The organism is Streptomyces griseomycini (genome assembly GCF_014203535.1).
Classification (GTDB): Bacteria; Actinomycetota; Actinomycetes; order Streptomycetales; family Streptomycetaceae; genus Streptomyces; species Streptomyces griseomycini.
In genome coordinates this window covers 35,161-60,657 of the sequence record NZ_JACHJI010000024.1, presented here as the reverse complement: position 1 = coordinate 60,657, position 25,497 = coordinate 35,161, and the positions used below count along the sequence as shown (strand labels likewise).

Sequence of the window (25,497 nt, the reverse complement as noted above, 5' to 3'; positions counted from 1 at the left end):
GAGAGAGAGCAGGTGTGGCCTGGACAGGGGCAGGAAAAGGAGCGGTCACAGGGACGGGACTGAGGTGCATGGCGACCTCCAGGAAGAGGTGGATGGGATGTCACGGCGCTCAACGAGCCGACCCGGCGGTTCGAGCACATGTGCTTCGGACGTGATGTGAACCCCGGGGCAGAGCGGAAGCGCGCTCCTGCCGGGTACACCGACCCTTGCTGGAAGCGGGCCGTTGTCCGGGACGGGCATGGCCGAAACGCCGACGGCCGCACCTGCGCACGGACAACTGTTCGTGCGCAAGGACAAGCAGGGCTGTTCACGATGGACGAGTGAGGTCCAGCCGGAGCGTCATGCCGGCGTGCACGGTCAGTCCGGCCTCGCGGGCTCCGTGGTGATAGCCGCAGGCCACGATCTGGAGGTCGGCGATCCACTGTCGACGGTTTGGGCAGCACTTACTGATCAAGCGGCTCGGAAATGTCGATGAGAACTGACAACGCTCAGGGCCTGACCGTTGCGCGACGCCGTGGGCGTTGGGTTCTGTTCAGGTGTGGGGGGCCGTGGCCGGAAGGCCGGTTCCGGTCCTGGGCGGGGGCCGTCCGGTGGTCAGCCGGACGGCCCCCACGGGGTCGGTGCTTCCGGCTGCTCCTGCGGAGGGGACACGACGGGGCACGCGTGGTCCGACTGCGTCATCGCCCATCCGTCCCCGAACACATGGAGGCTGCTGGGCGCGGCGGAACGGCGCGCGGTGTCGCCGTCGGCTTCCGCGTCGGCGCGGGGGACGGCGGTGGGGGCCGGCGAAGCCGCGTGGTTCACCGTGCACGTCAGCTGGAGCATGGCCCGACGGCTCAGCGGAGCCGTCTCACCGGGGAGCCGGACGGAGAGGATGCCGTCGTCGGCGATCGCCACCCGTGGCGCGTCCGTCAGGCGGGGCAGCTCCGTGGTGGCCGCCGGGGCCTCGTTCGCGGCCGACGCCTCGAACAGCAGGTGTACGACGGCCTCGAGGTCCCCGGCGTCGTCGATCCGGTGGGGACGGGGCACCAACTCCCCGTCGCGCAGGAAGAAGAGGGGGATGGTGGTGGGCGTCGAGGGTGGTGTCGCACTGGGGGAGAACATGCCGCTCGCCGGCGCACCGGCCTCGATGACACCGGACGGGGGGACTCCGCACGCCGTGAGCGCGACCGCGGCCGCGGCCGTGAGCCCGGACAGCAGCGCTGCCGTCCGCGAGCCCCTCACCGGGTGCCCCCGTCGGCCTCGGTGTCGGTGTCGTCGCGGTGCAGCGGGAGTTCGACCGTGAACACCGCGCCGCCCCGGGGCAGGTTCGCCGCCCGGATGCGCCCCCCGTGCAGGTGCACGTTCTCCGCCGTGATGGCCAGACCCAGCCCGCTGCTCTCGCTCCTGGCCCGTGAGGTGCTCGCCTTGTAGAACCGCTCGAAGATGTGCGGCATGGCCTCCTCGGCGATCCCCGGTCCGTTGTCGGTCACCTCGATGACGGCCCACGCCATGCCCGCCCCGTCCACCCGTACCCCCATGGTCAGCCGCACGGGCGGTTCTCCGTGCCGCAGCGCGTTGCCGATCAGATTGGCCGTCACCACGTCGAGTCTGCGCGGATCGACGCGCGCGCGGAGCTCACCCGGTCCGGGCAGCCGCAGCTCCACCTGCTCCTGCCGCCACCGGGAGGCGACGGTGCGCCGTACGGACTCGGCCAGGTCGATCTCGTCCCGGTTGAGTTCGGCCGCCCCCGCGTCGAAACGGGAGATCTCCATCAGGTCGTTCACCAATCCGCTCAGCCGGTTCGTTCCCTCGCTGATGAGCCGCAGCGCCTCACCGGTCTCCCCTTCTCCCTCCAGGTCCAGCACGTCGGTGACCGCCGACATCGCCGCCAGCGGCGTGCGCAGCTCGTGGGAGACGTCCGCCACGAAGCGGCGTCCCTGGGCCTCCAGGCGGCGCAGCTCCCGTACGGTCCGCTCCAGTTCGGCCGCCGTCTCGTTGAAGGACTGGGAGAGATCGGCCAGTTCGTCGGAGCCGGTGACGTCCAGCCGGACGTCGAGATGCCCCGCGGCCATCCGGCGCGTCGCCCGGCGCAGCGCCCGTACGGGACGCAGTACGCCGCTCGCGGCGAGCAGCGCCAGGATGACGGCGAGGCACAGGGCCACCAGGGTGGCCCGCTCGATGCCGTGGACCATGGCCTCGACGTACCCCTCTTCGGCGGTCTGCGGGACCTCCAGGTACATCACGAGCCCGGAGAGCCTGGTCTCCAGGCCCTCGCCCCAGGTGTACGTGACGGGCATGCCGACGACGAGACGAGGACGCCCGTCGACGTTCATCCGCTGGAACACCGCGACACGTCGGTCCCGGACGGACCGGAGCATTTCGGGGCTCAGCTCGACGAAACCGGCGCTCGGCGCGTAGGCGCGGTGGCCGCCGTACGTGGCCATGATCCGCCAGCCCGACGAACGGTTCGCGTACAGCACCTGGTCCACCGCGGACTGGAGGTCCGCCTGGTCCGGGGCAATGGGGACGGAGGGCGCGACGGCGTCGACGCTCCTACGGAACTGGTTGATGACGGAGTCCTGGCTCTGCTGGAGCACCCCCGTGCGCGCCTCGCGGAAGGCGAGGGCCCCGGTGCCCAGGGAGCTGGCCATGGCCACCAGGACGAAGGACGTCAGCAGGCGGGGGCGCAGACCGCGCAGGGGGAGCGGGATGCGTGCCAGGGTCGCCCGGAGGAACCGCCGGGGGCCGGCACCCGGTACGGCGGCGGGGGGCTCTTCAGCCGTGGGGACCTCGGGTGCGGTTCTCCGCTCCCCGGCGGTCTTCCGCGTCCGTACGGTCCTCCGTGTCCGCGCGGACGTCCGGTCGCTCATGAGGTGCCGAAGCGGTAACCGAATCCGCGTACGGTCTGCACGTAACGGGGATTCCTGCCCTCCCCGAGCTTGTTGCGCAGTCGCTTCACACAGGCGTCCACGAGCCGTATGTCGCCGTGGTAGCTGTGTTCCCAGACCGCTTCCAGCAGCTGCTGGCGGCTGAACACCTGGCCGGGCGAGGCCGACAGGGTCAGCAGCAGCCGCAGTTCGGAGGGGGCGAGGGTGACGGGTTCGCCGCGGTGCGTCACCACGAGCCCGGCGCGGTCGACGACCAGCTCGCCGTGCGTCTCCGCCCGGGGACGGGTGCCGTCCGGCAGCGACGCGTCCTGTCTGCGCAGTACGGCCCGTATCCGTGCGTCGAGCACCCGGGCCTGCACGGGCTTCACCACGTAGTCGTCCGCACCGGTCTCCAGTCCCACGACCACGTCGACGTCGTCTCCCCGGGCCGTCACCATGATGATCGGCACCTGGTCGCGGTCCCTGATCCGGCGGCACACGTCCAGGCCGGACATGCCGGGCAGCATGAGATCGAGCACGACGACGTCCGGCCGGAAGGGGAGGAGCTGTTCCAGCCCTTCCTCCCCCGTTTCCACGGCGAAGACCTCATGCCCCTGATGCCGCAGACCCAGTTGGACGGCCCTGCGGACATCTAGGTCGTCTTCGACGATCAGAACCCGTGGCATTGCGTCAGTGTAAGCAGACCGGACGAGAGGACCGTCCCGAGGAGGGCCCCTCTCCGACCGCCGTTACACAACGATCACACGGGCCGGGGAACGCGGGCGTCGTTATCTTTCCGTGACAGCGCCGGCTCATGGGGATCATCTGGGATCACCAGATTGAGCTGCCATGTATTCGGCACGAGAGCGGCAATCCGCACCCGCCACCGGCAGCACCGCGGCCGGTCACCGCGCCGGTCGCCGACGCCGGTCCGCCCATCGCCGGGGACGGCCGCGCCGCCGGGGCCAGAGCCTGCTGATCGGCCTGCTGGTGGCCGCCGGCCTGCTGGGTTCGGCGGCGTACCTCCTGGGAGGCGGGCGGAGCGACGCGTCGAGCGGTGCGCCGCACCCGCGGAGCACGCACGTCACCCCCACTCCCACACCGTCCCCCTCTCCCTCTCCCTCCGCGAGCCGGACCGAGATCGACGTCCCCCCGACGGGCAGCGGTACGTTCGTCACCGCGCAGGCCAGTGGGGAGACGGTGGGCAGCGGTCCCCGCCCGGTGCGCTACGTCGTGCAGGTCGAGACCGGCCTCGACGTCTCGCCGTCCCAGGCGGCGAACGAGATCGCCGAGATACTCGCCGCCCCGCGGGGCTGGACCCACGACCCGGACAACGCGTTCCAGCTGGTGGGCGCGGGATCGCCGCACGACATCACGATAAAGATCGCGACACCGGCGACGGCGGACGCCCTGTGCTGGGCGGGCATCCAGCAGGACACCGGAGGCGAGTACAACTGCGAGGTTCCCGGAGGGGTGGTGGTGAACCTCAAGCGCTGGGTCAAGGGCTCGCCCAACTTCGACGGGCCGATCCATGACTACCGGGCACTGATCATCAACCACGAGGTGGGGCACTTCCTCGGTCACTCGCACGTGACCTGCGGGGGCGCCGGGCGACTGGCCCCCGTGATGATGCAGCAGATCAAGGGCCTGCACGGCTGCGTCGCCAACGCCTGGCCCTACGACGAGAACGGTGACTTCGTCACCGGGCCGCCCGTATGACCGGCGCCGGTCCCGAGGCCGGCCGTCACGGCGGCCGGCCGTTACAGCTCGGTCATGTACCGGCCCCAGGGCCTTGAACTGCCGACACCACTGTGAACTCCGCGTTCTCCTGCGTCCGCAGGCGGAATCCCCCTCCCCCCGATCGGATGGAAGTAGATGACTCGTTCCCGTACTGTCCGGAGACCGGAGACTGGCCGCCGCGGCGGCGGTCGGTCTGCTGCCGCTGCTGGCGGCTTGTGGCACTGACACCGGCACCGACACCGGCTCGGAGTCCCACGCGTCGGACGGTGAGAAGACCACGGCCGGATCGTCGGGGCAGCTCGACATTCCCGCCGACGCGAACGCCGATCTCAGGAAGCAGTACCTCTTGGAGAACGCGATCGCGGCCTGCATGAAGAAGCAGGGATTCACCTACACCCCCGTGGCCCCCGAGGATCCCGCCGCCTCCTGGACCACCTACGGGGCGGACTACGCGCTGACGAAGAAGTACCGGCAGAAGTACGGTTCCGGCATCTACGCGGGCATCGTCTACCCCGACGACGCCGGCGCGTCGGGCAGTGCGGCCGACCGGCAGGACTCGGACAGGACGCCCAACGCGGACTACGTGGACACGCTCACTCCCGAGCAGAAGGCCGCGTACAGCGAGGCGTTGGGCGCTTTCCCCGACCCGAAGGCCGGTGAGAAGAACTGGACCGGCTGTCAGGGTGAGGCCGACAAGGAGGTCTACGGCTCCGCGTCGGCCCAGGAGCGGAGCATCGAGGCCGCGAACCGGGACCAGGCCAACGCGCAGGCGTTCAACGGTGATCCGGAGCTGGTCGCGCTGGTGCAGTCGTACGCCTCGTGCCTGAGGAAGGAGGGCATCTCCGCCACGACCACGCAGCCGACCGGCGTCGGGGAGACGGTCAGGTTCCAGGCGCTCAGGTCCGCTCCGGCCAGCGGCAAGGGGCATCCGGACGAGGTCTTCATCGAGATCAACGGTGAGCGGAAACACCTGTGGCGGGCTGTGGACCGGGACGGGATGGTGCCGGACATCCTGGTGCGGAGCCGCCGGGACACGGCTGCGGCCGAGCGCTTCTTGCGCACGCTGCTGACGAAGACGGGCCGGGTGCCGCGGGTGATCGTCACGGACAAGCTCCGCTCCCACCGAGCGGCCCACCGCGAGGCCATGCCCTTCGTCGAGCACCGGTCGCACAAGGGCCTGAACAACCGGGCCGAGAACAGCCACCGGCCCACCCGGCAACGAGAACGGGCGATGAAAGGCTTCCGCGGCGTGGGCGCCGCGCAGCGGTTCCTGGCCGCGTTCAGCGGCGTCTCACCCCACTTCCGGCCCCGCCGCCACCTGATGACCGGCACCCGACACCGCGCCGGGGTGACCGTCCGCTTCGCTGTCCGGGAGCAGGTCACCGGCGTCACCAGCCGGCCTGCCGCGGCCTGAGCCCAGGGCCGGCACCCGGCCCCCACCACACCTCGACACGCCGTCAGACACCCACACACCCAACAACGTGACAACGCCCTCCACGCGCATGGGGAGCGCCACTATAGAGCTACCAGCTTATGGACCAGCAGACTGATTCTCACCAGCTTTTGATGTTACTCGTTGAGACGCAGGCTTCACGGGCAGGGAAGGGCTCTTGCGTAGAGCCAGGCCAGTAGGGGCACCTGGTATGCCCCGCCGCCGATGGAAGTCAGCAGTCCGGCGTCGACCAAACTCTCCGAAAGGCGCTCCGCGTCCGCGACGCTGCAGCCGAGGAGACATGCGGCCTGTTGCAGGGACAGGAATGAGTCGGCGGACGAGCTCAGTGTCCGGAAGCTGTCGGCCTGTTCCGCACTGAGCTGGCGGTAGCTGTCCTCGATGACAGGCCTCACCGCCACGTCCCCTGCCCGCAGTTCGTCCAGCCTGCTGTCCTCGTCCGCGAGCTTGTCCGCAAGGTCCGAGACCGTCCAGGCCTGGCGTGCGACCAAACGGCAGGCGGCGGCACGGATAGCGAGCGGAAGAAAGCCGCATGCGGCTATCACATAGCGAGCTGACCCGTGTTCACCTGATTGGGGGCGGCCAACGATCCGGGTGAAAAGCTGGAGTGCCTCTGCAGGGGACATGACGTCAAGCTCCACCAAATGCGCACCGGCCAGGTCGATCATCCGCCTGCGAGAGGTGACCAGTACGGCACACCCACGCGCTGCAGGCAGCAGCCACTGGACCTGCGCCGCGTCCTTGGCGTGGTCCAGGACCACGAGGACGCGCCGGCCGTGCAAAGCAGAACGGTACAGCGCGGAGCGTTCAGTGAGGCCTGCCGGAACGACCGTCTCCGCCACCCCCAGAGCTTGCAGTGCCGCGGCGAGCGCAGCCTCCGGCGTCGTCCGCTGCAGGTCCAGGTAGAGATGCCCGTCCGGGAAGAATTGTGCAACCGCATGGCCAGCCTGGACAGCCAGGGCGGTCTTTCCCACACCGCCGGGACCGCAGACAGCCGCGACCGGCAGGCTTTCACCGGCCGCGGCGGTGGTCAGCACACCCGTCAGTTCGGCGAGGACGTCTGACCGTCCTACGAAGTCGGGGACGGCGGGCGGCAGCTGAGCAGGGCGGATGAAGGAAACAGCCTGCGCGTCGGTGGGGGAGGGCATCGCCTCGAGCGCCAGCTGTGGGTCTGCCCGCAGGATTCGCTGCTGAAGACGGGTCAGTCCTTCCCGCGGGTCAACGCCCAGCTCGTCGGCAAGCAGTCGGCGGATGTCCGCATACACAGCGAGGGCCTCAGCCTGCCTCCCCCCGCGGTACAGGGCGAGCATCAGCAACTCGCGCAGGCGCTCACGCAGCGGATAAGCAGACGTCAACGCGATCAGCTCAGCCACGACGTCAGCGTGCAGACCGCACGCCAGGTCCATGTCCAGTCGTGTTTCGAGCAACTGCAGACGCCATTCCTCCAGGCGGACGCGCTGAGTCTCGGCATAGGGTCCTGGAACTCCGGCGAGTGGCTCCCCCTCCCACAGCCCCAGGGCGTGCCGCAGCAACGTCCGCGCATGCTGTAGGTCCCCCTGGATGCGCATCTGCTCAGCCTGCCGTGTCAGATGCATTGCCATAGTCACGTCACATGCCTGACCGGGAAGGCGTATGGCGTAGCCGCCAGACTCGCTGACGAGCGTCCCTGGGTCCATCATTTTGCGCAGCCGGGAGGCGTACGTGCGCACAGCGGCCAGAGCCTGGGACGGCGGCTCGTCACCCCACAGCGCGTCGATGAGTTCCGCCGCTGTTGCGGTCCGTCCTTCCCGCAGCACCAAAGCGGCCAGCAGCGCACGTTGCTGCGGGGAGCCGGTGGACAGCGGCTCGCCTTCCTGCCACAGCCGCACCGGCCCGAGCACCGCGGCGTACAGGCCCGACGCGGGAACCGAAGGGCGTACAGGTGCGGCCAGGGTCGCACGTCCGTGCGGCACGCGCCTTTGCAGCGGGACGGGGGAGGGAGCTGTGTCCTGCTGCTTGCCGCGGGCTCGCTGCCACGCCGCGACCCACGCCGGATGCTCTGACGAGGCGACCAGGCACGCGGTGAGGAAACCGGTCAGCTGGTGCGCGTCACGCGGCACCGTCCGTCCGAGCAGGATACGATGAGCCGTGCTGTGAGGAAGTCGTCCCGCGCCCGCGCGCTCTTCCATCACACGGACGGAGGGGCGTCCGGCCAGCTCATACAGCTCTCGTAGCCCCGCGCGAAGCATCTCGACGCCGTCAATGTCCTGCGGGCTCGGCGGGGCCGGCCCTGCACCGCGCAGCCTGCCCCGGCGCGCCTGCCGCCACAGGTCCATCGCCGTGTCCACCGACGCACCGCAGGCGATGGCATAGGCGCGCACACTGCGCTCACTGGGAACCGACTGGCCCGACGCCGCCCGCTGCAATGTGGTGGGGTGGAGACCCACACGTGCGGCCAACTCGGCGTACGAGCAGCCGCTGTTCGACCGTTGGTCACGCAGCCACCTGGCCAGTTTCACCAGTGCTCGGTTCGATGAGGCGATCGGCCTCTCCTTGCGCCCCACAGCCGTTTGACCGTCAGCCGGCGGCGATGGCGGTCGCAGCCTGCACCACGGCGTGGTGCAGACGCTTGCCTGCTCCGCGAACAGCAATCAGCGTGCAGGCCGCCACGATGCCAGCGCCTCCCAGCAGGGCCAGGACGGACAAGAGTTCCAGTCCGTACACGGACAGGACGCAGGCCAGTACGGCAATCACCACGATCACTAGGGCATCGGCGAACGGAGACCGGTGTCCGCACGACGAACCGTGCACCACACACCGCGCCGGAAAGAGGGTTCGAGTCATGGTGTTTTCTCCTGAATCAAGTGCGCCCACGCAGACAGCGGGGCACGTTGCGGGCTCCAATGCCGAACTACCGAAATGGCGTTTGCCGACGCCATCCGGGACCTGCATCCTGCCACCCGCCCCACCGATCAGGGGATACCTTCAGAATCGATGATGCGCCAGTGTCCAAGACTTTCGTGCGGATCCGTCCAGGCGCCGCTGCCCGCAGGAACCCTGGCGGACCAGCACGTTTGCAGCCGACAGCAGAGCCTCCTGTGGCCTGCGCGGCATTTAGATGTCGCGCCATCCCAATCCTGTTCAGTGCCCGTTGAGAGACAGCAGGCACTGTTCGACAGGCACTATGGCTTCGGCCACTCCTGAAAGTTGCGGGCTCCATCCCAGCAGATCAGGACCCCAGCGCGATCACGTTGCCGCGTGAGACCGCTCCAGGCCGGCACTCTCCCAAGAGCGCCGGCCTCGCCGCATATGCAGCATGGCTGAGGAGCGCACGATACGGGAGCGGGACGCCTCGGCCGTGCCTTCCCGCTCTCCCCGGCTGCGGACGGTCGGTGACCGCTCGCGCCGTCCCGGCCAGGGTGCTCTGCCCGAAGTTCCCCGGCACCGTCAACACGGCAGCGTCCGGGCCGCACCAGGCCGGAGCCAGCCGGAAGCCGCAACGCTCCGCAGCACTACCGTCTAGTGGAACGCCCCACGTCGACGCGCGCACGGTTGAGACGACCACTGTCAGGTCCTGAGCAGTCGTCAAGAGTTGTGGGTGGGGGGCCAAATGCGTCCGTCGATGAGATCGATAGCCTGCCTCCATGGTTGCGGACGAGGGAGCCGAGCACATCGGTAACAATCTTGAGGACCAGGGTTGGGGTGCGACGCGTGCCTGGGTGGAGAAGGGGCTGTCCGAGGAAGAACGCATCGAGGATGTTGCGCGGTTGCGTGGCGGCTGGACGTCGGAAATGCGCCGTCTGGACATCTGCGGGCGGGACGGTCGACGGTCGCTGGTCCTGCGGTCTTTCGTCAAGCCCTTCTACGTTCGGCACGCGGAGGGCCTGCTGACTCGCGAGGCAGCTGTTCTGCGCCTGCTCGGCAGCACGGACGTGCCTGCGGCCAGGCTGGTGGCCGTGGACGCGACAGCGCAGTACTGCGACCATCCGTCCTTGCTGATGTCCCTGTTGCCCGGGACCGTGCGCCTGGGCGATGAGGGGGCCGACCGGCGTGCCGAGCTGCTGGCCCACCAGTTGCTGCGCATCCACCGGCTGCCAGTGATCGCCGAGGCACGGCCGCGCGCGTATCAGGCGTGGACCTCTCCCGAGCGGGTGAGCCCACCCGAAGACACCAATCAGCCTGAACTGTGGCAACGGGCCGTAAACGTGATCCGCCGCGAGCCCCCGGAGTACCGGGCCTGCCTCCTGCACCGGGACTTCCATCCCGGCAATGTCCTCTTCACGGGCGACGGCGACGGTCTGCGGATCAGCGGTGTCGTCGACTGGGTGGAGACCTCCTGGGGGCCGGCCGACCTGGACGTGGCCCACTGCTCGACGGCCCTGGCTCTGCTGCACGGGGTTTCCGCGGGCATGGACTTCGCCGACCGCTACGTTGCGGCAGGAGGAACGCTGGCCGAAGATCGCGCCGCCCATCTCTACTGGCGTCTGCTGGACGCCCTGGCCTTCGCTCCGGACGCCGAGAAGGTCGCCGTCCCGTGGCGCGAGGTGGGCCGTGCCGATCTGACTCCCACCCTGCTGACCATGCGGCTGGAGGGATACCTCCAGGCCCTTTTCGCGCGCTACGTCTGAAGCCGGATCGACGGCCTGCGAGCAGGAACCCTGGCTAGCGGGCCTGTCATGCTGCGAGCTGTTCGGGGCGTTCGACGAGTTGAACGCGTTCAAAACGGGCTCCGGTGCGGACGAGGGCGACGAGGTGGGGGGCGTTCACGGCCCGCCACCGTTGCTGGGCGGACTCGACGAGTTTGAGGACCATGGCCAGGGCAGCGGTGCGGGAGCCTGCGCCGCGGGTGACCTTGGTCCGCAGCCGGACAGCGGCGAAGGTCGACTCGATCGGGTTCGTGGTCCGCAGATGGATCCAGTGCTCGGCCGGGAAGCTGTAGAACGTCAGCAGCTGGTCCTGGTCTTCGGTGATCTTATTGGCGGCCTTGGGAAACTTCGCGCCGTAGAGCTGGGCGAACGTGGTGATCGCCGCCTCGGCGTGGTCACGGTCTTCGGCGTTGTAGATGTCCTGGATGGCCTTCTTCGTGCCGGGCTGCGCGGACTTCGGCAGGGAGTCGAGGACATTGGCCGTTTTGTGAACCCAGTACCTCTGCTCGCGGGTTTCGGGGAACACCTCGGCCAGCGCCTTCCGGAAGCCCAGGGCACCGTCCCCAACCGCGAGCACCGGGGCGCGCATGCCTCGCCGGACTCGCGGTAGCCGTCCTTGAGCGCGACCAGCTCCTTGGAGCCGTCGGCGCGCACCCCGATGAGCACCAGGACGCAGGCTCTGGCCTTCTCCAGACGGACGTTGAGGTGGATGCCGTCGGCCCATACGTACACGTAGTCGACCTCGGACAGGTTGCGGTCCATGAAGGCGGCGTGGTCAGCCTGCCACTGCTGGGTCAGCCGGGTGACCGTCGCCGGGGAGAGCCCGGCGGAGGAGCCGAGGAACTGCTCGGGCGCGGGCACGAAGTCGCCCGACGACAGGCCGTTCAGGTAGAGCAGCGGCAGCACCTCGCTGGTCTTCGGCGACTTGCGGCACCACGGCGGCAGAATCGTGGAGGGGAACCGCTTGCGCTCGCCGGTGGCGTCGTTGACGCGCTTGTCGTTCACCCGCGGCGCCTTCACCTCGACCGCGCCGGCCGCGGTGGTGACCTGCCGGGGCTGGTGGTAGCCGTTGCGGACCACGAGCCGACGGCCGGTCTCGTCCCGCTGATCGGTCAACTCAGCGATATACGCCTTGACTTCGGCCTCCAGGGCGGCGGCCGGCATCCTCCTCGCTCCCTCGCGGACGATCTCGTCGATCAGGAAGCCGTTGGCGGTAGTACCGTCGTCGTTGACTACGCTGAGCACGGGCGTGCCTTCCCGACCGGTGCTGCGAACACCGGCCTACTCGATGACCATCAGTCGATCACTCGGGAAGGTACGCCCTTCGCGTGCCCCCCGAGCTCGATCCACAGGTCTTGAGCATGGCTCGCCCCGAGTCGATGGAACTCTCTGCTCGGGCGCCGGGCGTGTGCTTCCGTGCGCCCCAAATTGACTGCCCCGCACGCCTTGTTATCCCTTCACACCGGGCTCACGATCAGTCGGTCGGCTTGCACCGCTCATAGGGGGCATCCGTGGAAGCACTGTTTCGGCACCTTACCGCCGTAGCCTCCGCCACGGCCCTGGCCGCGCCCCGCCATTGTTCACTACACGATCCGCTCAGGCCGTGCCTCTGGTCACCTGCACAGGAACAGCGGACCAGCAAGACAGCCCAGGCCTCACCCCCGGCCAGCAAGCGGTTCGACTCCAGAGGTAGGTCTCCTACCAGACCCACGTCGGCGACAACGCGATCAACGTCCAAGCTGTATCCACAGCGACCGTCGGCTTCCTGCTCAGCCTCATCAGCCGGATCGGCCAAACCAGCCACTCCAACAACGGCGATGCCACCACACCGCACGCCAGCGGCATCCTCCTTGCCCCCGGGAGGGACCGTCGTCGCTTCCAACGACACTGTCACCGGCGGACACCGTATCGGTGCCACGTTCCTCCGGACCGTCGCCTTCGCCACCCCGCTCGACCGGTCCCCAGCCTGCCTCACACCGGCCAGGGGAGAGGATCCCACAGATGCTCGGGCCATGGCTGAAGCCCTGGTCCTCCAGGAAAGGAACCGTACGTATGAGGCGCAGTTCATGGGCAGCACTCGTCGCTGCCGTCGCGGCCATGGGTATGTTCATGATGCCGGCAACCGCGTCGGCGTCGGTACTGGCGCGGCCGCTTCAGGTCGTCCAGTGCACGGGCACGGAGACCACCACCTACAATCCCGGCGTCCTCTTCCAGGCTCGCGAGATCAGTCTCAGCACCACCGGTACCTTCACCTCATGCCTCGATGCGACTGGCCAGGTCACCAGCGGTGGTTACGGGGAACAGTTCACACTGTTCGTCGGCTGCAACGACCTGCTTGGCGCCTTCACCGGCCAGCGCACGATCACCTGGAACACCGGCGATACCAGCGTCATCACCGGTAGCGGAAGCAGCACCGCCATCGCCGGCCAGGTCATCACCACCTTCACCGGCACCGTCACCCAAGGCCCCTTCCAAGGATCCAGCGCGGTTCAAACCATCGCCCTCCCCCAATTCAACGCCCTCAAGTGCCTGACCACCGGTATCACTGACGCCACCGGCATCACCACACTCACACTTACCTGAGCTTGAGGCAGGGTGCTGTCACGTTGGCTGTCCGGGTGGGGTGATCTTCGGGTTGGTCGTGGTGGAGGGGGACCGCCCGTGGACAGTGCGCCGTCGTACAGGGGCACCGGTGTCCGGTCGAGGTGATCTCGCGCTGCGTGTGGCTGTCCTTCCGCTTCCCGCTCGGTTTCCGGGAGGTCGGGGAGCTGGTGCCGGAGCGCGGCATGATCGTCTCGTGCGGGACCGTCCGGCGCGGGTGCCTGGAAGTTCGGTCAGCAGTACGCCAGCGGCCTGCGCCGCCGGCAGCCTCAGGCCGGCGGCAAGGGGCATCCGGACGAGGTCTTCATCGAGATCAACGGTGAGCGGAAACACCTGTGGCGGGCTGTGGACCGGGACGGGATGGTGCCGGACATCCTGGTGCGGAGCCGCCGGGACACGGCTGCGGCCGAGCGCTTCTTGCGCACGCTGCTGACGAAGACGGGCCGGGTGCCGCGGGTGATCGTCACGGACAAGCTCCGCTCCCACCGAGCGGCCCACCGCGAGGCCATGCCCTTCGTCGAGCACCGGTCGCACAAGGGCCTGAACAACCGGGCCGAGAACAGCCACCGGCCCACCCGGCAACGAGAACGGGCGATGAAAGGCTTCCGCGGCGCGGGCGCCGCGCAGCGGTTCCTGGCCGCGTTCAGCGGCGTCTCACCCCACTTCCGGCCCCACCACACCTCGACACGCCGTCAGACACCCACACACCCAACAACGTGACAACGCCCGTCGATGCCCACATCGGCGCTCACCAGGACCCCCTCCGGCAAGCAGCCTGATTGACATGGGAGCAAGTGGACGCCACCGAGGACCGGTCCAGTTCTCGTGGAGCGGAACGGTCGTGGGGCTGACGTGAGGGATGGCTCCCCAAGGCGGGCCGCGGGCGCGGTTGTCGTCAGCGGACCAGGTCCATCAGTGAACCGCGCAGCGTCTCACGCAGCTGCCGCATCTGCTCAGGGGAGTAGGTCCAGCTGTCGTACTCGTTCTGTACGAGCAGTCGGCCACCGAAGCTGGCGACGCCGATCTTGGGGGGCATGCCCGGCGCGTTGGCCGTCCCGCCGAAGCGGAGCAGTTCCATGTCTTCGGGGACGGGGTGCGCGGGGATCCGGCCGACGTTGGAAATCCCGTAGCTGACGACTGGGACGGGCACCGCGATGCCCCGGGTGCCGGCCCTGAGTGCGGCCAGCAGGAAGCGCTCAGGGTCGCGCCGGGCCAGTGCGCCGGCAACATGGTCGGCCACCTCCCGGCCCACACTTTCCGGCCGATCGTCGTGGCCGACCGCCAGCGTAGTCTGCAGGCCGGTGATGCAGTTGAGCACGGTGCTCAGGGGCAGTTCGGGTGTCAGCCGGGTACGTAGGTCGACTCCGTGACCACAGGTCATTACCAACGAGCCCTGTTCGGGCGCAAGTTGGGCGCGGACAGCGGTCAGGACCAATCCCGTGACGAGGCTGTTGACGGTCACCCCGCGGGCCCGGGCGGCGGCCACCACGGCGTCGGTGGTCCGCACGGCGAACTCCAGCCGGTCGACTACGAAGCGGCGCGTCGCGACCGGTCGGTCGGGGCGCCCCACACCCTCGGTGGGCAGGACGGCGGGCTTGGTCTCGGTCGCAGGGCCCTGCGCGATCGTGTCGACCACGGCATCGATCTCCGCGTCCGGCAGGGCGCCGGCCAGTCGAGTGTCGATCGCCTCGGGAAGCTCCTCGCGTCGCTCGACGGACGGACTCGCGCCGGCCGCCAGAGCGGTGTAGTGCTGCCAGAACTCGTCGAGCAGGGCGAAGGCCGAACGGCCGTCGGCCACCCCGTGGTGGACGCCGAGCACCACCTGAGAGCGCTCGCCGTCGGTGAGCAGCCAGGCGTGCAGCAGACTCTCGGTCCAGTCGGGCCGCGTGTTGATCAGTTCGGCATAGGTGTCCTCGATGCCGTCGAGCAGGGTGAGTGGCGGCTCGACCCGGTCGCGGACCCGCAGTAGCAGGCCCACCTCACCGGCCACCACCTCGGAGCGCAGGATCGGATGGCGTTCGGTCAGCAGGCCGAGCGCCATCCGCATCAGCGCCGGGTCCAGCCGGCCGCGTACCAGGGACTCCACGAACGCCGGCATGTCGTACAGGGGGAGGCCCGCCGCTCCCAGGTCCAGGAAGTAGACGCTCTCGAAGGGGGATATGGGCCGCTGACGGGTCATGGGGGTTCAGGTCTCCGATCTCGGTGGACGAAGGGATTTTTTCCTGCCGGGCCGCTCCCGGTGGACGCCGCCGAGACGGTGCAGGACGGCCTCGAACTGCTCGTGGTCGAGTGGTGGCGCGGGCAGGGAGCGGGCAGCCGCGGGGCGCAGGCCGTCTAGCAACAGGGCCAGGTAGCGTCGCCAGAACCTGGGGGCGGCGGGTGCGGCCCGGCCCAGTACGGCCAGCAGGAACAGCAGGTCTTCGACAGTGATGTCGGGGCGGATCGTGAGCTGTTCCTGGCCGCGGCGCAGCAGCGTGTCCAGCGTGCGCCAGTTCTCCTCGTGCAGGGCATCGAGGGTGGGCACGCCCCGGATGCCAGTGGTCATCAGGTCGCCGGCGCCCCGGTCGGCGGCCAGCAGCGTGAAGACCCGGTCCAGGTAGGAGGTGAGACCGCTCCAGGCGTCCTCCCGCTCCCGGGCCTTACGGGCCGCGTCCAGGATCGGGGTCAGCGCATCGTTGAAGACGGTCTCGATCAGTGCGGCGCGGTCGGTGAAGTGGCGGTAGAGCGTCGCGTTGCCGACTCCCGCCCGGCGGGCGATGTCGTCCAGCGGCGCTTCCACTCCGCGTTCGGCGTAGATCTCCCGTGCGGCGGCGATCAACATCTCGCGGTTGCGGCGCGCATCACTGCGCCGAGGTGTCCGCCGTTCGTCTCCGCCGCCCATGCGCGGCACCCTAACAGCAAAACCGGGGACACCTCCCCGTTTCATTGCTAGGGTCGCCGTCCACCGGGGGAATACTCCCCGCTCAACCGCACCAGCGAGTTCGAAGCGAGGAACACCGTTGACTTTGACGGGATTTGAAGATCTGACAGCACTTGGCCAGTCCTTCGTCGACGATCCTTACCCGGTCTACGAGCGGATGCGCGCGCAGGGGCCGGTGCACCGGGTCCGCACCGCGGCGTCAGGGGAGTTCTGGCTGGTCGTGGGGCACGCGCAGGCGCGGTCGGCGCTGGCTGACGCACGACTGTCCAACGACGTCAGGCACTCGACCGGGTGGCAGGACGACGGAGGCAACTCGATCGGTCTGAACATGGTGCAGACGGACCCGCCGCAGCACACCCGGCTGCGGGGGCTCGTGGCGAAGGAGTTCACCTCCCGGCGTATCGAGGCGCTGCGTCCGAAGATCCAGCGGATCGCGGACGAGCTGGTGGACGCCATGCTGCCGCTGGGCTGCGCGGACCTGGTCGAGTCGTTCGCCCTGCCGTTGCCGCTGGCCGTGATCTGCGAACTGCTCGGCGTGCCGACGAGCGATCGCAGAACCTTCCACAACTGGTATCTGGAGAGCACCGACTTCACTCGGCCCGAGGCCGCCGCCACAGCGGCCCAGGCCATGACGGGGTACCTCACCGAGCTCGTCGCGGCCAAGCGGAGCGAGCCCGGCGAGGACATCCTGAGCGCGCTGGCCGGCCGCCTGAGCGAGGAGGAGGACGGCCTCACTCCCGAGGAGATGCTCGGCATGGCCTTCGTGCTGCTGGTGGCCGGCTACGAGACGGCGGCCAACCTGCTGTCCAGCGGAACGCTCGCCCTGCTGCGCCACCCCGACCAGCTGGCGGCGCTGCGCGGCGACTGGTCGCTGCTGGAGAACGCAGTCGAGGAGATGCTCCGCTATGAAGGGCCGGTGGAGACCACGGCGTTCCGCTACGCCAAGGAACCCGTGAAGATCGACGGCACGGTGATCGGCGCGGGGGATTCCGTGGCCATCGTGCTGGCCGCCGCGTCCCGCGATCCGAAGCGGTTCCCCGAACCCGACCGCTTCGACATCCGCCGTGACACCCGCGGCCACACCGCCTTCGGCTACGGCATCCACCACTGCCTGGGCGCCCCGTTGGCCCGTATGCAGGGCGCAATAGCCTTCCGCACCCTGTTGGAGCGGTGCCCCAGCCTGGCCCTGGACACCGAGCCCGCCGACCTGCGGTGGCGCCCCAGCCTGATGCTCCGCGGTCTGCATGCGCTCCCCGTCACCTTTTGCTAACGCGGTTCGGGCACCATCGGCAGCGGCCCGGCCGTCAGGCTCATCTCGGCCCGGGGCGAGACGGTGGTGCCCGGCACGGGCCGCAGGCGCCAGCGGGAGGCGAGGGCGGCCAGCGCGAGCGTCGCCTCCGTCATCCCGAAGACGTCGCCGATGCACTTGCGGCTGCCCGCCCCGAACGGCAGATACGAGCCACGGGTGACGTCCTTGGCACGCTCGGGCAGCCAACGGTCTGGTTCGAAGGCTTCCGGACGCGGGAAGAACTCCGGGATGCGGTGGATGACGTAGGGGCTGATCAGGATGTCCGTACCGGCCGGCAGCCGGTGACCGGCCAGTTTAGTGGGCTGGGTGGTCACCCTGGTGTACATCCAGGCCGGCGGGTACAAGCGCAGGGTCTCGGTGAAGATCCGTTGGGTGTGGGTGAGCCTCGGCACGTCGGCGTACGTCGGCGTCCGGCCGCCCAGCACCTCGTCGACCTCGGCGTGCAGCTGCGCCTCAACCTCGGGGTGGGCCGCCAGCAGATGCCAGGTCCAGGTCAGGGCGCTCGCGGTGGTTTCCACGCCGGCCAGCAGCAGGGTCATGACCTGGTCGTGGACCTCCCGGTCGGTCATCGCGCCGCCGTCCTCGTCGTCCCGCGCGGCCAGCAGCGCGGACAGCAGGTCGCCGCGGTCCTCGCCGGAACGCCGGTAGTCGCTGATGATGCCGTCGATGAGGCCGTGCAGCCGGCCGAGCGCGGCGTCGAACTCACGGTTGGCGGCCAGCGGCAGCCTGGCGATCAGACCAGTGGGATCGAGGGCCCGGCGGAACGCGCCGCGCACCATGATCGGCAGGCTGCGCTGGACCTCCGCGACGGAGTGCGGCGCCATGTCCGTCGAGAACAACGCGCGTGCCGTCACCCGCGCGGTCAGCGCCTGCATCGCGTCGCCGACGTCGACCGGCCGACCCGGCCGCCACGTCTCTGCGTGCGTCGCGCACTCCTCGCGCATCACCTCGGCGTACGTCGCGATGCGCGTGGTGTGGAAGGCGGGCTGGATCATCCGCCGCTGTCTGCGGTGGTCGGCCCAGTCGGAGGTGATCAGCCCGTTGCCGAGGATGGGACGGGCCTTCTCCTTCACCGGGCCTCCGGTGTCGTAGACCCGCGCGTTCAGCAGCACCTCCTGCACCAGTTCCGGATGGCAGGGCAGATAGGTGAGCCGGGTGCCCAGCCGCAGCTCGACCAGGTCGCCCAGGGCGGGCAGCGACGAGAGGTACTCCAGCGGACGGCGCGCCAAGTGCAGTGCGTGGCCCGCCAGCGGAAGCCTGCCCGGCGCCTTGGCGATCCGCCAACTGCGCCTGACCGGGTCGGATTGAGTCTTCATGCCGGATGCGCCCCCTGAGACGGTACGGACGGAGAGAAGGGGAAGGGAGAAAGAGGGGGAAGACGGGTCAGCGGCGTTCCAGCACCATAGGCAGCGGGCCCGCCTCCAGGGTGGCCTTCGGCTCCGGGCGCAGCCGGCTGCCGGGGGCTGGGCGCAGCCGCCAGCGCGCGGCGACGGTCGCGACGATCAGTGCCGTCTCGGTGAGCGCGAGGACGTCGCCGATGCACTTGTGGCTGCCCGCGCCGAACGGCAGCAGTGCCCCGCGAGGTACCCGGGCCGCCCGCTCGCCCTCCCAGCGCCCCGGGTCGAAGGTCTCGGGATCCGGGAAGAGCTCGGGATTGTGGTGCAGGGCGTAGGCGCTGTACAGGATCATCGTCCGGGCGGGGATGGTCCGGCCACCGAGCTCGACGTCCTCGGCCGCGACCCGCATCGCCATCCATGACGGCGGGTACAGCCGCAGCGCCTCGGTGATGACATTGCGGATGTACGGCAGCGCGGGCAGGTCGGCGGAGACCGGCGTCCGGCCCTCCAGTGCGCTGTCCACCTCGGCGTGCACCTGCTGCTCCACCTCGGGGAGCGTGCCCATCAGGTGGAAGACGAAGGCCAGGGTGGAGGCGGTGGTCTCGCTGCCGGCGACCAGGAAGGTGACGACCTGGTCCAGGACCTGGGCGTCGTCAAGCTTCTCCCCGGTCTCGGGGTGCTCCGCCCGCAGCAGGGTGGACAGCAGGTCGCCGTGGTTGGCGTCGGACCGGCGCCGTAGCGCGATCATGTCCGCCACGATCTGCCGCAGCCGTGTGTTGGCGTGGTCGTAGGCGCGGTTTCCTGGGGTGGGCAGCTTCTCCAGAACGCCCAGCGGGGCGACGGTCCGCCGGTAGATGCCCTGCGAGACCGTTCGCAGGCACTGCCGGGCCTCCTCGATGGTGTCCTCGTCGAGCCCGGTGGAGAACAGGGTGCGAGCAGCAACCCGCATCAGCAGGGCGTGCATGGTGTCGCTGATGTCCCGGATCTCGCCGGCCCGCCAACCATCGATGACGGTACGGGTGTCCGCGGCCACCGCCGTCGTGTAGGCGGCGATCTTGGTGGTGTGGAACGCGGGCTGGATCAGCCGCCGCTGGAAGCGGTGCTCCTCGCCACGGGAGACCGACAGGCTGTTGCCGAGGAGCTGGCGTGCCTTGTCGAAGATGCCGCCCTTGTCGAATACACGTGGGTTGAGCAGAATGTGCCGGACCAGTTCGGGGTGGGCGGCGAGGTAGGCGCGGCTGGGGCCGAGCCGGACTTCGACCAAGTCGCCGTGCGCGGGAAGCGAGGCGAGGAACTCCAACGGACGGCGCCACAGCGCGGGGATGTGTCCGAGCAGTGGCACGGCGCCGGGCGCGGCGCCGATCCGCCAGGATCGTTCCACCGAGGGCGATCTGGGAGTGGTGGGCATCCTGGGTCCCCTACTGGATCCGTGAGTTGACGTCGTTGACCGCGGCCTGGTACCGCCGGTCCCGGGTGGTCCAGACGAAGTTGCCCTGGATGAGGTCGAGCAGAACGTCCCGGGTGAGCGGGTCGAACGCCTTGATGCACTCCATGTCCTCGGCCATGTCGTCAAGGCGGGCCTGGAAGAACGCCTGGAAGTCGGCCTCGTCGGACATGTCGCACAGTCGGAAGCAGTTGGTGATCTGCCCGAGGGCCTGCTCGCGTTCGTAGGAGTAAAAGTCGTTGACTACGGCCAGGCCACGGGTGGTCATCCGGGCGGCCAGCCCCGTCTTGGAGTGCTCGGTCAGCTCGGGGTGACGGTAGATCGGGTATGACATCCGCATCCAGAAGTCCACACCTACGTCGGTGACGCGGAAGCGGAAGTACTGCTCGGGCGAGGTGCCGCAGAGCACCCTCTTGAGCTCCGAGTCACGGAACATGTGGTCGCTGGTGACGAAGGCGCGGGCGCCCTCATAGGCGAACTCCGCTTCCTGCGGGGTGTAGTACCGCTCGCACACCGCTCGCAGCTGGGGCAGGAAGAGGTCGAAGTCGTGCAGGGCGGGGTCCATGTCGTCCCACACGAAGGTCACGCAGTTGAGCACGCAGACGGCCTTGAACGCCTCCATGTCCTTGATGTGGCGGGCGCTCTGCGACCAGCGCACGACGTCCATGTAGGAGATCCAGCGCTTGTCCGAAACGCTCTTGCCGAGCGGGGCGACCGCGCGGTTGCAGGCATCGATGACCTCGCGCAGCTCGGCGTCCGTCATCGGCACCTTCTGGGCCTCGTACCCGACGTGCCGGTCGAAGAGGGCGGCGAACCGGTCGGTGCATTCCTGCCAGCGGCGGGTCGTCCCCGCCGGGGCTGGTGAGGTCAGATCCGCGGTCATGAGTTCCTCCTGGTCGCCGTGGTGGAGAGGTGTCTGAGGGCGGTGACCGCGTCGGCGGTGAAAGGGGCGGTGTCCAGCACGCCCAGCGCCCGTCGGTAACGGTCATCGATCATGCGTTCGACGGCGTCCCGGGCGCCTGTGGCCGCGAAGATCGCGCGGACCTCCTCGGCACCGGTCTCGTCCAGTTGGGGATCGCCGATCAGCGTGCGCAGCCGGGCGCGTTGTGCCGCGTCGCCCGCGCGCAGTGCCAGCGCGACCAGGGCGGTGCTCTTGCCGGCCCGCAGGTCGTCGAGACGCGACTTGCCGGTGTCCCGGACCTCGCCGTACACGCCCAGCAGATCGTCGCGGAGCTGAAAGGCCTCCCCGAGGGGCAGCGCGAATGCCGTGCAGGCGGCCAAGACGGGAGCGTCGGCGCCCGCGAGGGCGGCGCCGATGTGCAGCGGCCGTTCCACCGTGTACTTGGCGGTTTTGTAGCGGTTGACGGTCAGAGCGGCATCGACGTCGTCGGTGAGCTCGCCGGTCGCCCGCAGGTCCAGGTACTGGCCGAGCATGACCTCGGTGCGCATCTCGGTGAGGATCGGCAGCACCGCCGCCGACTGTGCGGGGGTGAGGCCGGCCGTGTGAAGCAGGTTGTCCGACCAGGCGAAGGCGAGGTCGCCCAGCAGCACGGCGCCGCCGATTCCGAAACGCTCGGTGCGGTCGTCACCACGCTTTCCGGCGAGTATCCGGTGGATGGTCGGACGGCCGCGCCGGGTGTCGCTGTCGTCCATGATGTCGTCATGGATGAGTGCGAACGCGTGAAACATCTCGAGTGACGCGGCTACACGTACCACGGTCGTCAAGTCATTTTCTCCGCCGGCCGCCTGCCAGCCCAGCACGGTGAGAATCGGCCGTATTCGCTTGCCGCCCACCATGAACTCTTCGAGCAATTTCACAAGCTGGGCCAGCTGCCGTTGCCCGGGATTTTTTCGGTGATTGTCCAGGAAATCAAAGAGGACGTTGTCCACGGCGGCCTTCGCGGAGACAGGGTCCAGTATGTCGGGAGATATGGTGTGGGTACTCATGTTTCTGCGCTACATCCCCACTCGTAGGGCCCGTCAAATCGTTTCCGCGCACAGGACGACGTGCGTTGATATCCCCGCGCTGAGCGGGGACGGCGGTGCGGGAAACGGCGTTCGGACGGGCCGGATGATGGGCGGGCAAAGGGGCGGTCGGCCGCCCGCTGGGAAGGTCCTGGCCTGACGGGGTCCGCGGGGCGACGCAGCCCGGCGCGCCGCGGGCCCCCTCAGGCGTCAGGGGATCAGATCGACGCGGAGTTCTCTGAGACCGCGGATGTTGACCTGGGGGCGCCAGACGACGTCCTCGCGGGCCAGCGTGATCTCGCGGTACCTCCGCAGCAGCTCGGTGAAGACCAGGCGGGCCTCGGCCTTCGCCAGGAGCGCCCCGATGCAGTAGTGCGGGCCGCCTCCGAAGGACAGCGGGCGGATGTCGGAACGCCGCAGGTCGAGACGGTCGGGATCGGCGTAACGCCGTGGATCGCGGTTGGCGGCGCCGAGCAGGATCATCACCTTGGCGCCGGCCGGGATCGTGGTGCCCCCGACCTCGATGTCACCGGTGGTGATGCGGGCCACCAACTGGATGGGCGCGTCGTACCGCAGCAGTTCGTCGACGGCGTTGTCGACGAGGCCGGGCTCCTCGCGCAGAGCGCGCAACTGGTCGGGATGGCGGAGCAGGGCGAGCATGCCGTTGCCGATGAGGTTGACGGTCGTCTCGTGACCGCCCATGAAGAACATCATGACGTTGGCGATGATCTCGCCGTCGGAGAGCTTCTCGCCGTCGAAGTCCGCCAGCAGCAGGCGGGAGATGATGTCGTCCCGCGGGTCCGCGCGCCGTCGTGCCAGATGCTCGGTGATGTACGCACCGAACTCCTCCGCCGCGTCGTTCATGGCCCGGCGGGTGGTTTCGTCGGTGGCCGGGTCGATGACGTGACCCAATGCGTCGGTCCACTTCCGGCACAGATCACGGTCCTCGACCGGCAGGCCGCCCAGGCCGCAGAAGACAGTCACGGGCACAAGGGCCGCGAGGGATCCGATGAGGTCGACGTCCCGGCCGTCGCCCATCTCGTCCATGATCTGGTGAACGATGCCGATCATACGGGGAGCCGTCTCACGGATGGACCGGGCGGTGAACACCGGGTTGGCCAGACCGCGCAGCCGACGGTGCGCCTCCCCGTCCCGCATCAGCATCCAGCTCCGGGTGGCCTGCACGATCGGGCTGTCCTGTCCGCCCCGCTGTGCGGCCCATTTCGGGTCTTGAGGATATTCACTGGATAACTCGGGCTTTCGCAGGATCGCGGCGACCTCGTCGTACCCGGAGACCACCCAGTGCCCGTACGGCGTCCGATGGACCGGTTCGGCGTCCCGGAGGCGTTTGTAGAGGGGATACGGGTCGGTACGCAGTCGTGGATCGCGCGCATTGAATAGAGGTTCGTCCCCCGATGGTTCCATGCCAGTCTCCCCCATGAAATCGGCAGGCAGGACCGTCGGCCTGCTGAAGCGACCGAGATCCCTGTGGCCGAATACTAGGCACATGAAGGGCGTGGGTGGCAAGGCCCGTCCTCCCTGGACACCGCCCACGACTCCGTATTACGTTCGAGCAGTTGACGAGGACGCCGACCAGAGCAGCAGGGGGATGAACGGTGCGACGCACTGTTTTTCAGCACGAGCACGAAGCCTTCCGTACTCAGGTGCGCGAGTTAATCGAGGCGGAAGTCGTACCCGTCTATTCGGAATGGGAAGCCGCCGGCCGAGTGCCACGTGATTTCTATCGCAAGCTGGGCAAACTCGGCATTTTCGGGTTCGGTGTTCCGGAGGAGTTCGGCGGGGCCGGTCCCAAGAGCTTCAAGTTCAACGCCGTCATCGCCGAGGAGTGCGCGAGGGCCGGCGTCACCTTCGGTGGAGCCAGCGCGCACCTGGCGCTCCCGGCCACCCTGGTGGACTACACCACCGATGATCAGAAGCGGCGTTGGCTGCCGGGGTTCGTCACGGGTGAGCTGATGACGGCCATCGCGATCACGGAGCCGGAGGCCGGCTCCGACGTGGCCGGTATCCGGACGACGGCCGAGCTGTCCGAGGACGGCACGCACTACATACTCAACGGGAGCAAGGCCTACGTGTCCGGGGGAGCCCAAGCCGATCTGGTGCTCGTCGCTTGCCGCACTGCGGCCGCGGGGACCGACCGGCGCGGCGGCATGTCCCTGCTGGCCGTGGACACCCGCGCCCCGGGTGTGGTGGTCGATTCGGAGCCGGCCACGCTCGGCCTGCGCTCGTCCGACATCGTCGGGATGACCTTCACGAACGTACGCGTGCCCGTCGGCGACGTGGTGGGCGAGCCGGGCGACGCCTTCGCCTGTCTGGTCGGCATCTTCCCGCAGGAGCGGCTGGGCATCGCCGTCGGCGCCTACGCCCACGCCGCCGCAGCGGTCCGACTCGCCACCGTCTTCGCCCGCGAGCGCACCGCCTTCGGCAAGCCCGTCGCCGCCTTTCAGAACACCAAGTTCGTGCTTGCTGACTGCAAGGTCACGGTGAACGCACTGCAGGCGGTCGTCGACCAGGCCCTGGAGGCGTTCGACGCCGGGGAACTGACCGCCGAGGAGGCGGCCGCGACCAAGCTGTACTGCACGGAGGCGGCGACCGGCGTGCTCGACAAGTGTCTTCAGTTGCATGGCGGCCTCGGCTTCACGATGGACCATCCGATCACCCGGCTGTACGCCGACAACAGGGCCAGCCGGATCTTCGGCGGTACCAGTGAGATCATGCGCACCATCGTCGCCAAGTCCATGGGGCTCTGACACCGCCCGGAGACACCCGTCAGGCGCGGAAGAGGTGACAGCGGCTGACTCAATGAGGTGGGCAGGCGGTGACGGCCGTGTCCGGGGCGGGAGTCGAGCGTTCGTTCCCGTGCAGGGATGTCACCGTGATCGTGTCGGATGAGCTGTGGGATCGCCTGGAGCCGTTGCTGCCGCAGCGTGAGCGGCGCTTCCGGTGATCCCGGCCGCAGGTCATTGCCGGACCCGGGGGTGCTCCGCAGGATCCTGTACGTGCTGCACACCGGAATCCAGTGGGGGCATCTCCCTCAAGAGCTCGGCTTCGACATGACGTGCTGGCGCAGGTTGCGGGACTGGAACAGGGCCGGCGTCTGGCCGCGGCATGAGGTGCTGCTGGCCGAGCGCAACGCGGCCTCCCGGCCAGACCGAGCCCCTGTACCGGCTCGTCGGCGCAGAAGAGCAGGAGAAGGACCGCAACAGTCCATCGCCACCTGCAACAACGTCTGGGGCGAC

General features: G+C 69.0%; 16 protein-coding genes and 6 pseudogenes. 8 read left to right on the top strand and 14 right to left on the bottom strand.

Annotated elements, in window-relative coordinates; translation table 11 throughout:
• Nucleotides 1-594 precede the first annotated feature (594 nt).
• The 3 genes from FHS37_RS35925 to FHS37_RS35915 are packed head-to-tail and all read right to left on the bottom strand — an operon-like array spanning nt 595 to nt 3,535.
• Nucleotides 595-1,224, bottom strand: coding sequence for a hypothetical protein (locus FHS37_RS35925; protein ID WP_184829060.1), 630 nt, complete (start codon nt 1,222-1,224; stop codon nt 595-597).
• Nucleotides 1,221-2,852 carry an ATP-binding protein gene (locus FHS37_RS35920; protein WP_229890322.1) on the bottom strand — a complete coding sequence of 544 codons (1,632 nt, stop codon included), beginning with the start codon at nt 2,850-2,852 and terminating at the stop codon, nt 1,221-1,223. The genes FHS37_RS35925 and FHS37_RS35920 overlap by 4 nt, the downstream gene beginning before the upstream one ends.
• Complete coding sequence (locus tag FHS37_RS35915; RefSeq protein WP_081235485.1) at nt 2,849-3,535, bottom strand: response regulator; 687 nt, start codon at nt 3,533-3,535, stop codon at nt 2,849-2,851. The genes FHS37_RS35920 and FHS37_RS35915 overlap by 4 nt, the downstream gene beginning before the upstream one ends.
• Before the next feature lie 163 nt (nt 3,536-3,698).
• On the opposite strand from FHS37_RS35915, the gene FHS37_RS35910 reads away from it, so the two are divergent.
• Together FHS37_RS35910 and FHS37_RS35905 are read left to right on the top strand one after the other, a co-directional pair.
• The gene (locus tag FHS37_RS35910; protein WP_221500721.1) at nt 3,699-4,568 is read left to right on the top strand and encodes a DUF3152 domain-containing protein; all 870 of its coding nucleotides are present in this window, start codon (nt 3,699-3,701) and stop codon (nt 4,566-4,568) included.
• 946 nt (nt 4,569-5,514) lie between these two features.
• Nucleotides 5,515-6,003: pseudogene (locus FHS37_RS35905) on the top strand (IS6 family transposase); the annotation flags it as partial.
• A 191-nt stretch (nt 6,004-6,194) separates the two neighbouring features.
• On the opposite strand, the pseudogene FHS37_RS35900 reads toward FHS37_RS35905, so the two are convergent.
• The 3 genes and pseudogenes from FHS37_RS35900 to FHS37_RS35895 all read right to left on the bottom strand — a co-directional run.
• A pseudogene (locus tag FHS37_RS35900) lies at nt 6,195-8,003 on the bottom strand (AfsR/SARP family transcriptional regulator); the annotation flags it as partial.
• A gap of 369 nt (nt 8,004-8,372) precedes the next feature.
• Nucleotides 8,373-8,537: pseudogene (locus FHS37_RS40935) on the bottom strand (helix-turn-helix domain-containing protein); the annotation flags it as partial.
• 58 nt (nt 8,538-8,595) lie between these two features.
• Entirely contained in the window at nt 8,596-8,862 is a 267-nt protein-coding gene (locus FHS37_RS35895; RefSeq protein ID WP_221500720.1) for a hypothetical protein, read from the bottom strand.
• Between the two features lie 800 nt (nt 8,863-9,662).
• Here FHS37_RS35895 and FHS37_RS35890 point away from each other — a divergent pair.
• Nucleotides 9,663-10,646, top strand: a complete 984-nt coding sequence (locus tag FHS37_RS35890) for a phosphotransferase family protein (RefSeq protein WP_184829058.1) — start codon at nt 9,663-9,665, stop codon at nt 10,644-10,646.
• Nucleotides 10,647-10,692: 46 nt separating this feature from the next.
• Here FHS37_RS35890 and FHS37_RS35885 read toward each other — a convergent pair.
• A pseudogene (locus tag FHS37_RS35885) lies at nt 10,693-11,909 on the bottom strand (IS256 family transposase).
• A gap of 852 nt (nt 11,910-12,761) precedes the next feature.
• Between FHS37_RS35885 and FHS37_RS35880 the strand changes: the two are divergent.
• Nucleotides 12,762-13,247: a hypothetical protein gene (locus FHS37_RS35880; RefSeq protein WP_184829056.1), complete on the top strand. Its 486-nt coding sequence runs from the start codon at nt 12,762-12,764 to the stop codon at nt 13,245-13,247.
• Nucleotides 13,248-13,369: 122 nt separating this feature from the next.
• Nucleotides 13,370-13,985, top strand: a pseudogene (locus FHS37_RS35875) (IS6 family transposase).
• A gap of 175 nt (nt 13,986-14,160) precedes the next feature.
• Here the strand turns inward: FHS37_RS35875 and FHS37_RS35870 are convergent.
• Together FHS37_RS35870 and FHS37_RS35865 are read right to left on the bottom strand one after the other, a co-directional pair.
• Entirely contained in the window at nt 14,161-15,444 is a 1,284-nt protein-coding gene (locus tag FHS37_RS35870; RefSeq protein WP_184829053.1) for a phthiocerol/phthiodiolone dimycocerosyl transferase family protein, read from the bottom strand.
• 6 nt (nt 15,445-15,450) lie between these two features.
• A complete protein-coding gene (locus FHS37_RS35865; RefSeq protein WP_184829051.1) occupies nt 15,451-16,146 on the bottom strand; it encodes a TetR/AcrR family transcriptional regulator in 696 nt (231 codons plus the stop codon).
• A 118-nt stretch (nt 16,147-16,264) separates the two neighbouring features.
• Here FHS37_RS35865 and FHS37_RS35860 point away from each other — a divergent pair, with 118 nt between their 5' ends.
• A complete protein-coding gene (locus tag FHS37_RS35860; protein ID WP_375372337.1) occupies nt 16,265-17,455 on the top strand; it encodes a cytochrome P450 family protein in 1,191 nt (396 codons plus the stop codon).
• Here FHS37_RS35860 and FHS37_RS35855 read toward each other — a convergent pair.
• From FHS37_RS35855 to FHS37_RS35835, 5 genes are all read right to left on the bottom strand, one after another.
• Complete coding sequence (locus FHS37_RS35855) at nt 17,452-18,810, bottom strand: cytochrome P450 (protein ID WP_184829047.1); 1,359 nt, start codon at nt 18,808-18,810, stop codon at nt 17,452-17,454. The genes FHS37_RS35860 and FHS37_RS35855 overlap by 4 nt on opposite strands.
• A gap of 67 nt (nt 18,811-18,877) precedes the next feature.
• Nucleotides 18,878-20,239, bottom strand: coding sequence for a cytochrome P450 (locus tag FHS37_RS35850; RefSeq protein ID WP_184829045.1), 1,362 nt, complete (start codon nt 20,237-20,239; stop codon nt 18,878-18,880).
• A gap of 10 nt (nt 20,240-20,249) precedes the next feature.
• Nucleotides 20,250-21,158 (bottom strand): terpene synthase family protein, encoded by a 909-nt coding sequence (locus FHS37_RS35845; RefSeq protein ID WP_184829044.1) that lies wholly within the window; start codon nt 21,156-21,158, stop codon nt 20,250-20,252.
• On the bottom strand, nt 21,155-22,222 hold the full coding sequence (locus FHS37_RS35840; RefSeq protein WP_184829042.1) for a polyprenyl synthetase family protein: 1,068 nt from the start codon (nt 22,220-22,222) through the stop codon (nt 21,155-21,157). Before FHS37_RS35840 ends, FHS37_RS35845 begins: the two co-directional genes overlap by 4 nt.
• Before the next feature lie 228 nt (nt 22,223-22,450).
• A complete protein-coding gene (locus FHS37_RS35835; RefSeq protein WP_184829040.1) occupies nt 22,451-23,425 on the bottom strand; it encodes a cytochrome P450 in 975 nt (324 codons plus the stop codon).
• A gap of 431 nt (nt 23,426-23,856) precedes the next feature.
• Between FHS37_RS35835 and FHS37_RS35830 the strand changes: the two genes are divergently transcribed.
• Together FHS37_RS35830 and FHS37_RS35825 are read left to right on the top strand one after the other, a co-directional pair.
• On the top strand, nt 23,857-25,008 hold the full coding sequence (locus FHS37_RS35830) for an acyl-CoA dehydrogenase family protein (protein WP_184829038.1): 1,152 nt from the start codon (nt 23,857-23,859) through the stop codon (nt 25,006-25,008).
• 117 nt (nt 25,009-25,125) lie between these two features.
• A pseudogene (locus FHS37_RS35825) lies at nt 25,126-25,467 on the top strand (transposase); the annotation flags it as partial.
• Nucleotides 25,468-25,497: the final 30 nt, after the last annotated feature.

Excerpts from the sequence above, each read along its gene's own strand:
- FHS37_RS35920 (WP_229890322.1), bottom strand. The coding sequence starts at position 2,852 with ATGAGCGACCGGACGTCCGCGCGGACACGGAGGACCGTACGGACGCGG.
- FHS37_RS35915 (WP_081235485.1), bottom strand. The coding sequence starts at position 3,535 with ATGCCACGGGTTCTGATCGTCGAAGACGACCTAGATGTCCGCAGGGCC.
- FHS37_RS35910 (WP_221500721.1), top strand. The coding sequence starts at position 3,699 with ATGTATTCGGCACGAGAGCGGCAATCCGCACCCGCCACCGGCAGCACC.
- FHS37_RS35895 (WP_221500720.1), bottom strand. The coding sequence starts at position 8,862 with ATGACTCGAACCCTCTTTCCGGCGCGGTGTGTGGTGCACGGTTCGTCG.
- FHS37_RS35890 (WP_184829058.1), top strand. The coding sequence starts at position 9,663 with ATGGTTGCGGACGAGGGAGCCGAGCACATCGGTAACAATCTTGAGGAC.
- FHS37_RS35880 (WP_184829056.1), top strand. The coding sequence starts at position 12,762 with ATGGGTATGTTCATGATGCCGGCAACCGCGTCGGCGTCGGTACTGGCG.
- FHS37_RS35870 (WP_184829053.1), bottom strand. The coding sequence starts at position 15,444 with ATGACCCGTCAGCGGCCCATATCCCCCTTCGAGAGCGTCTACTTCCTG.
- FHS37_RS35865 (WP_184829051.1), bottom strand. The coding sequence starts at position 16,146 with ATGGGCGGCGGAGACGAACGGCGGACACCTCGGCGCAGTGATGCGCGC.
- FHS37_RS35855 (WP_184829047.1), bottom strand. The coding sequence starts at position 18,810 with ATGAAGACTCAATCCGACCCGGTCAGGCGCAGTTGGCGGATCGCCAAG.
- FHS37_RS35850 (WP_184829045.1), bottom strand. The coding sequence starts at position 20,239 with ATGCCCACCACTCCCAGATCGCCCTCGGTGGAACGATCCTGGCGGATC.
- FHS37_RS35845 (WP_184829044.1), bottom strand. The coding sequence starts at position 21,158 with ATGACCGCGGATCTGACCTCACCAGCCCCGGCGGGGACGACCCGCCGC.
- FHS37_RS35840 (WP_184829042.1), bottom strand. The coding sequence starts at position 22,222 with ATGAGTACCCACACCATATCTCCCGACATACTGGACCCTGTCTCCGCG.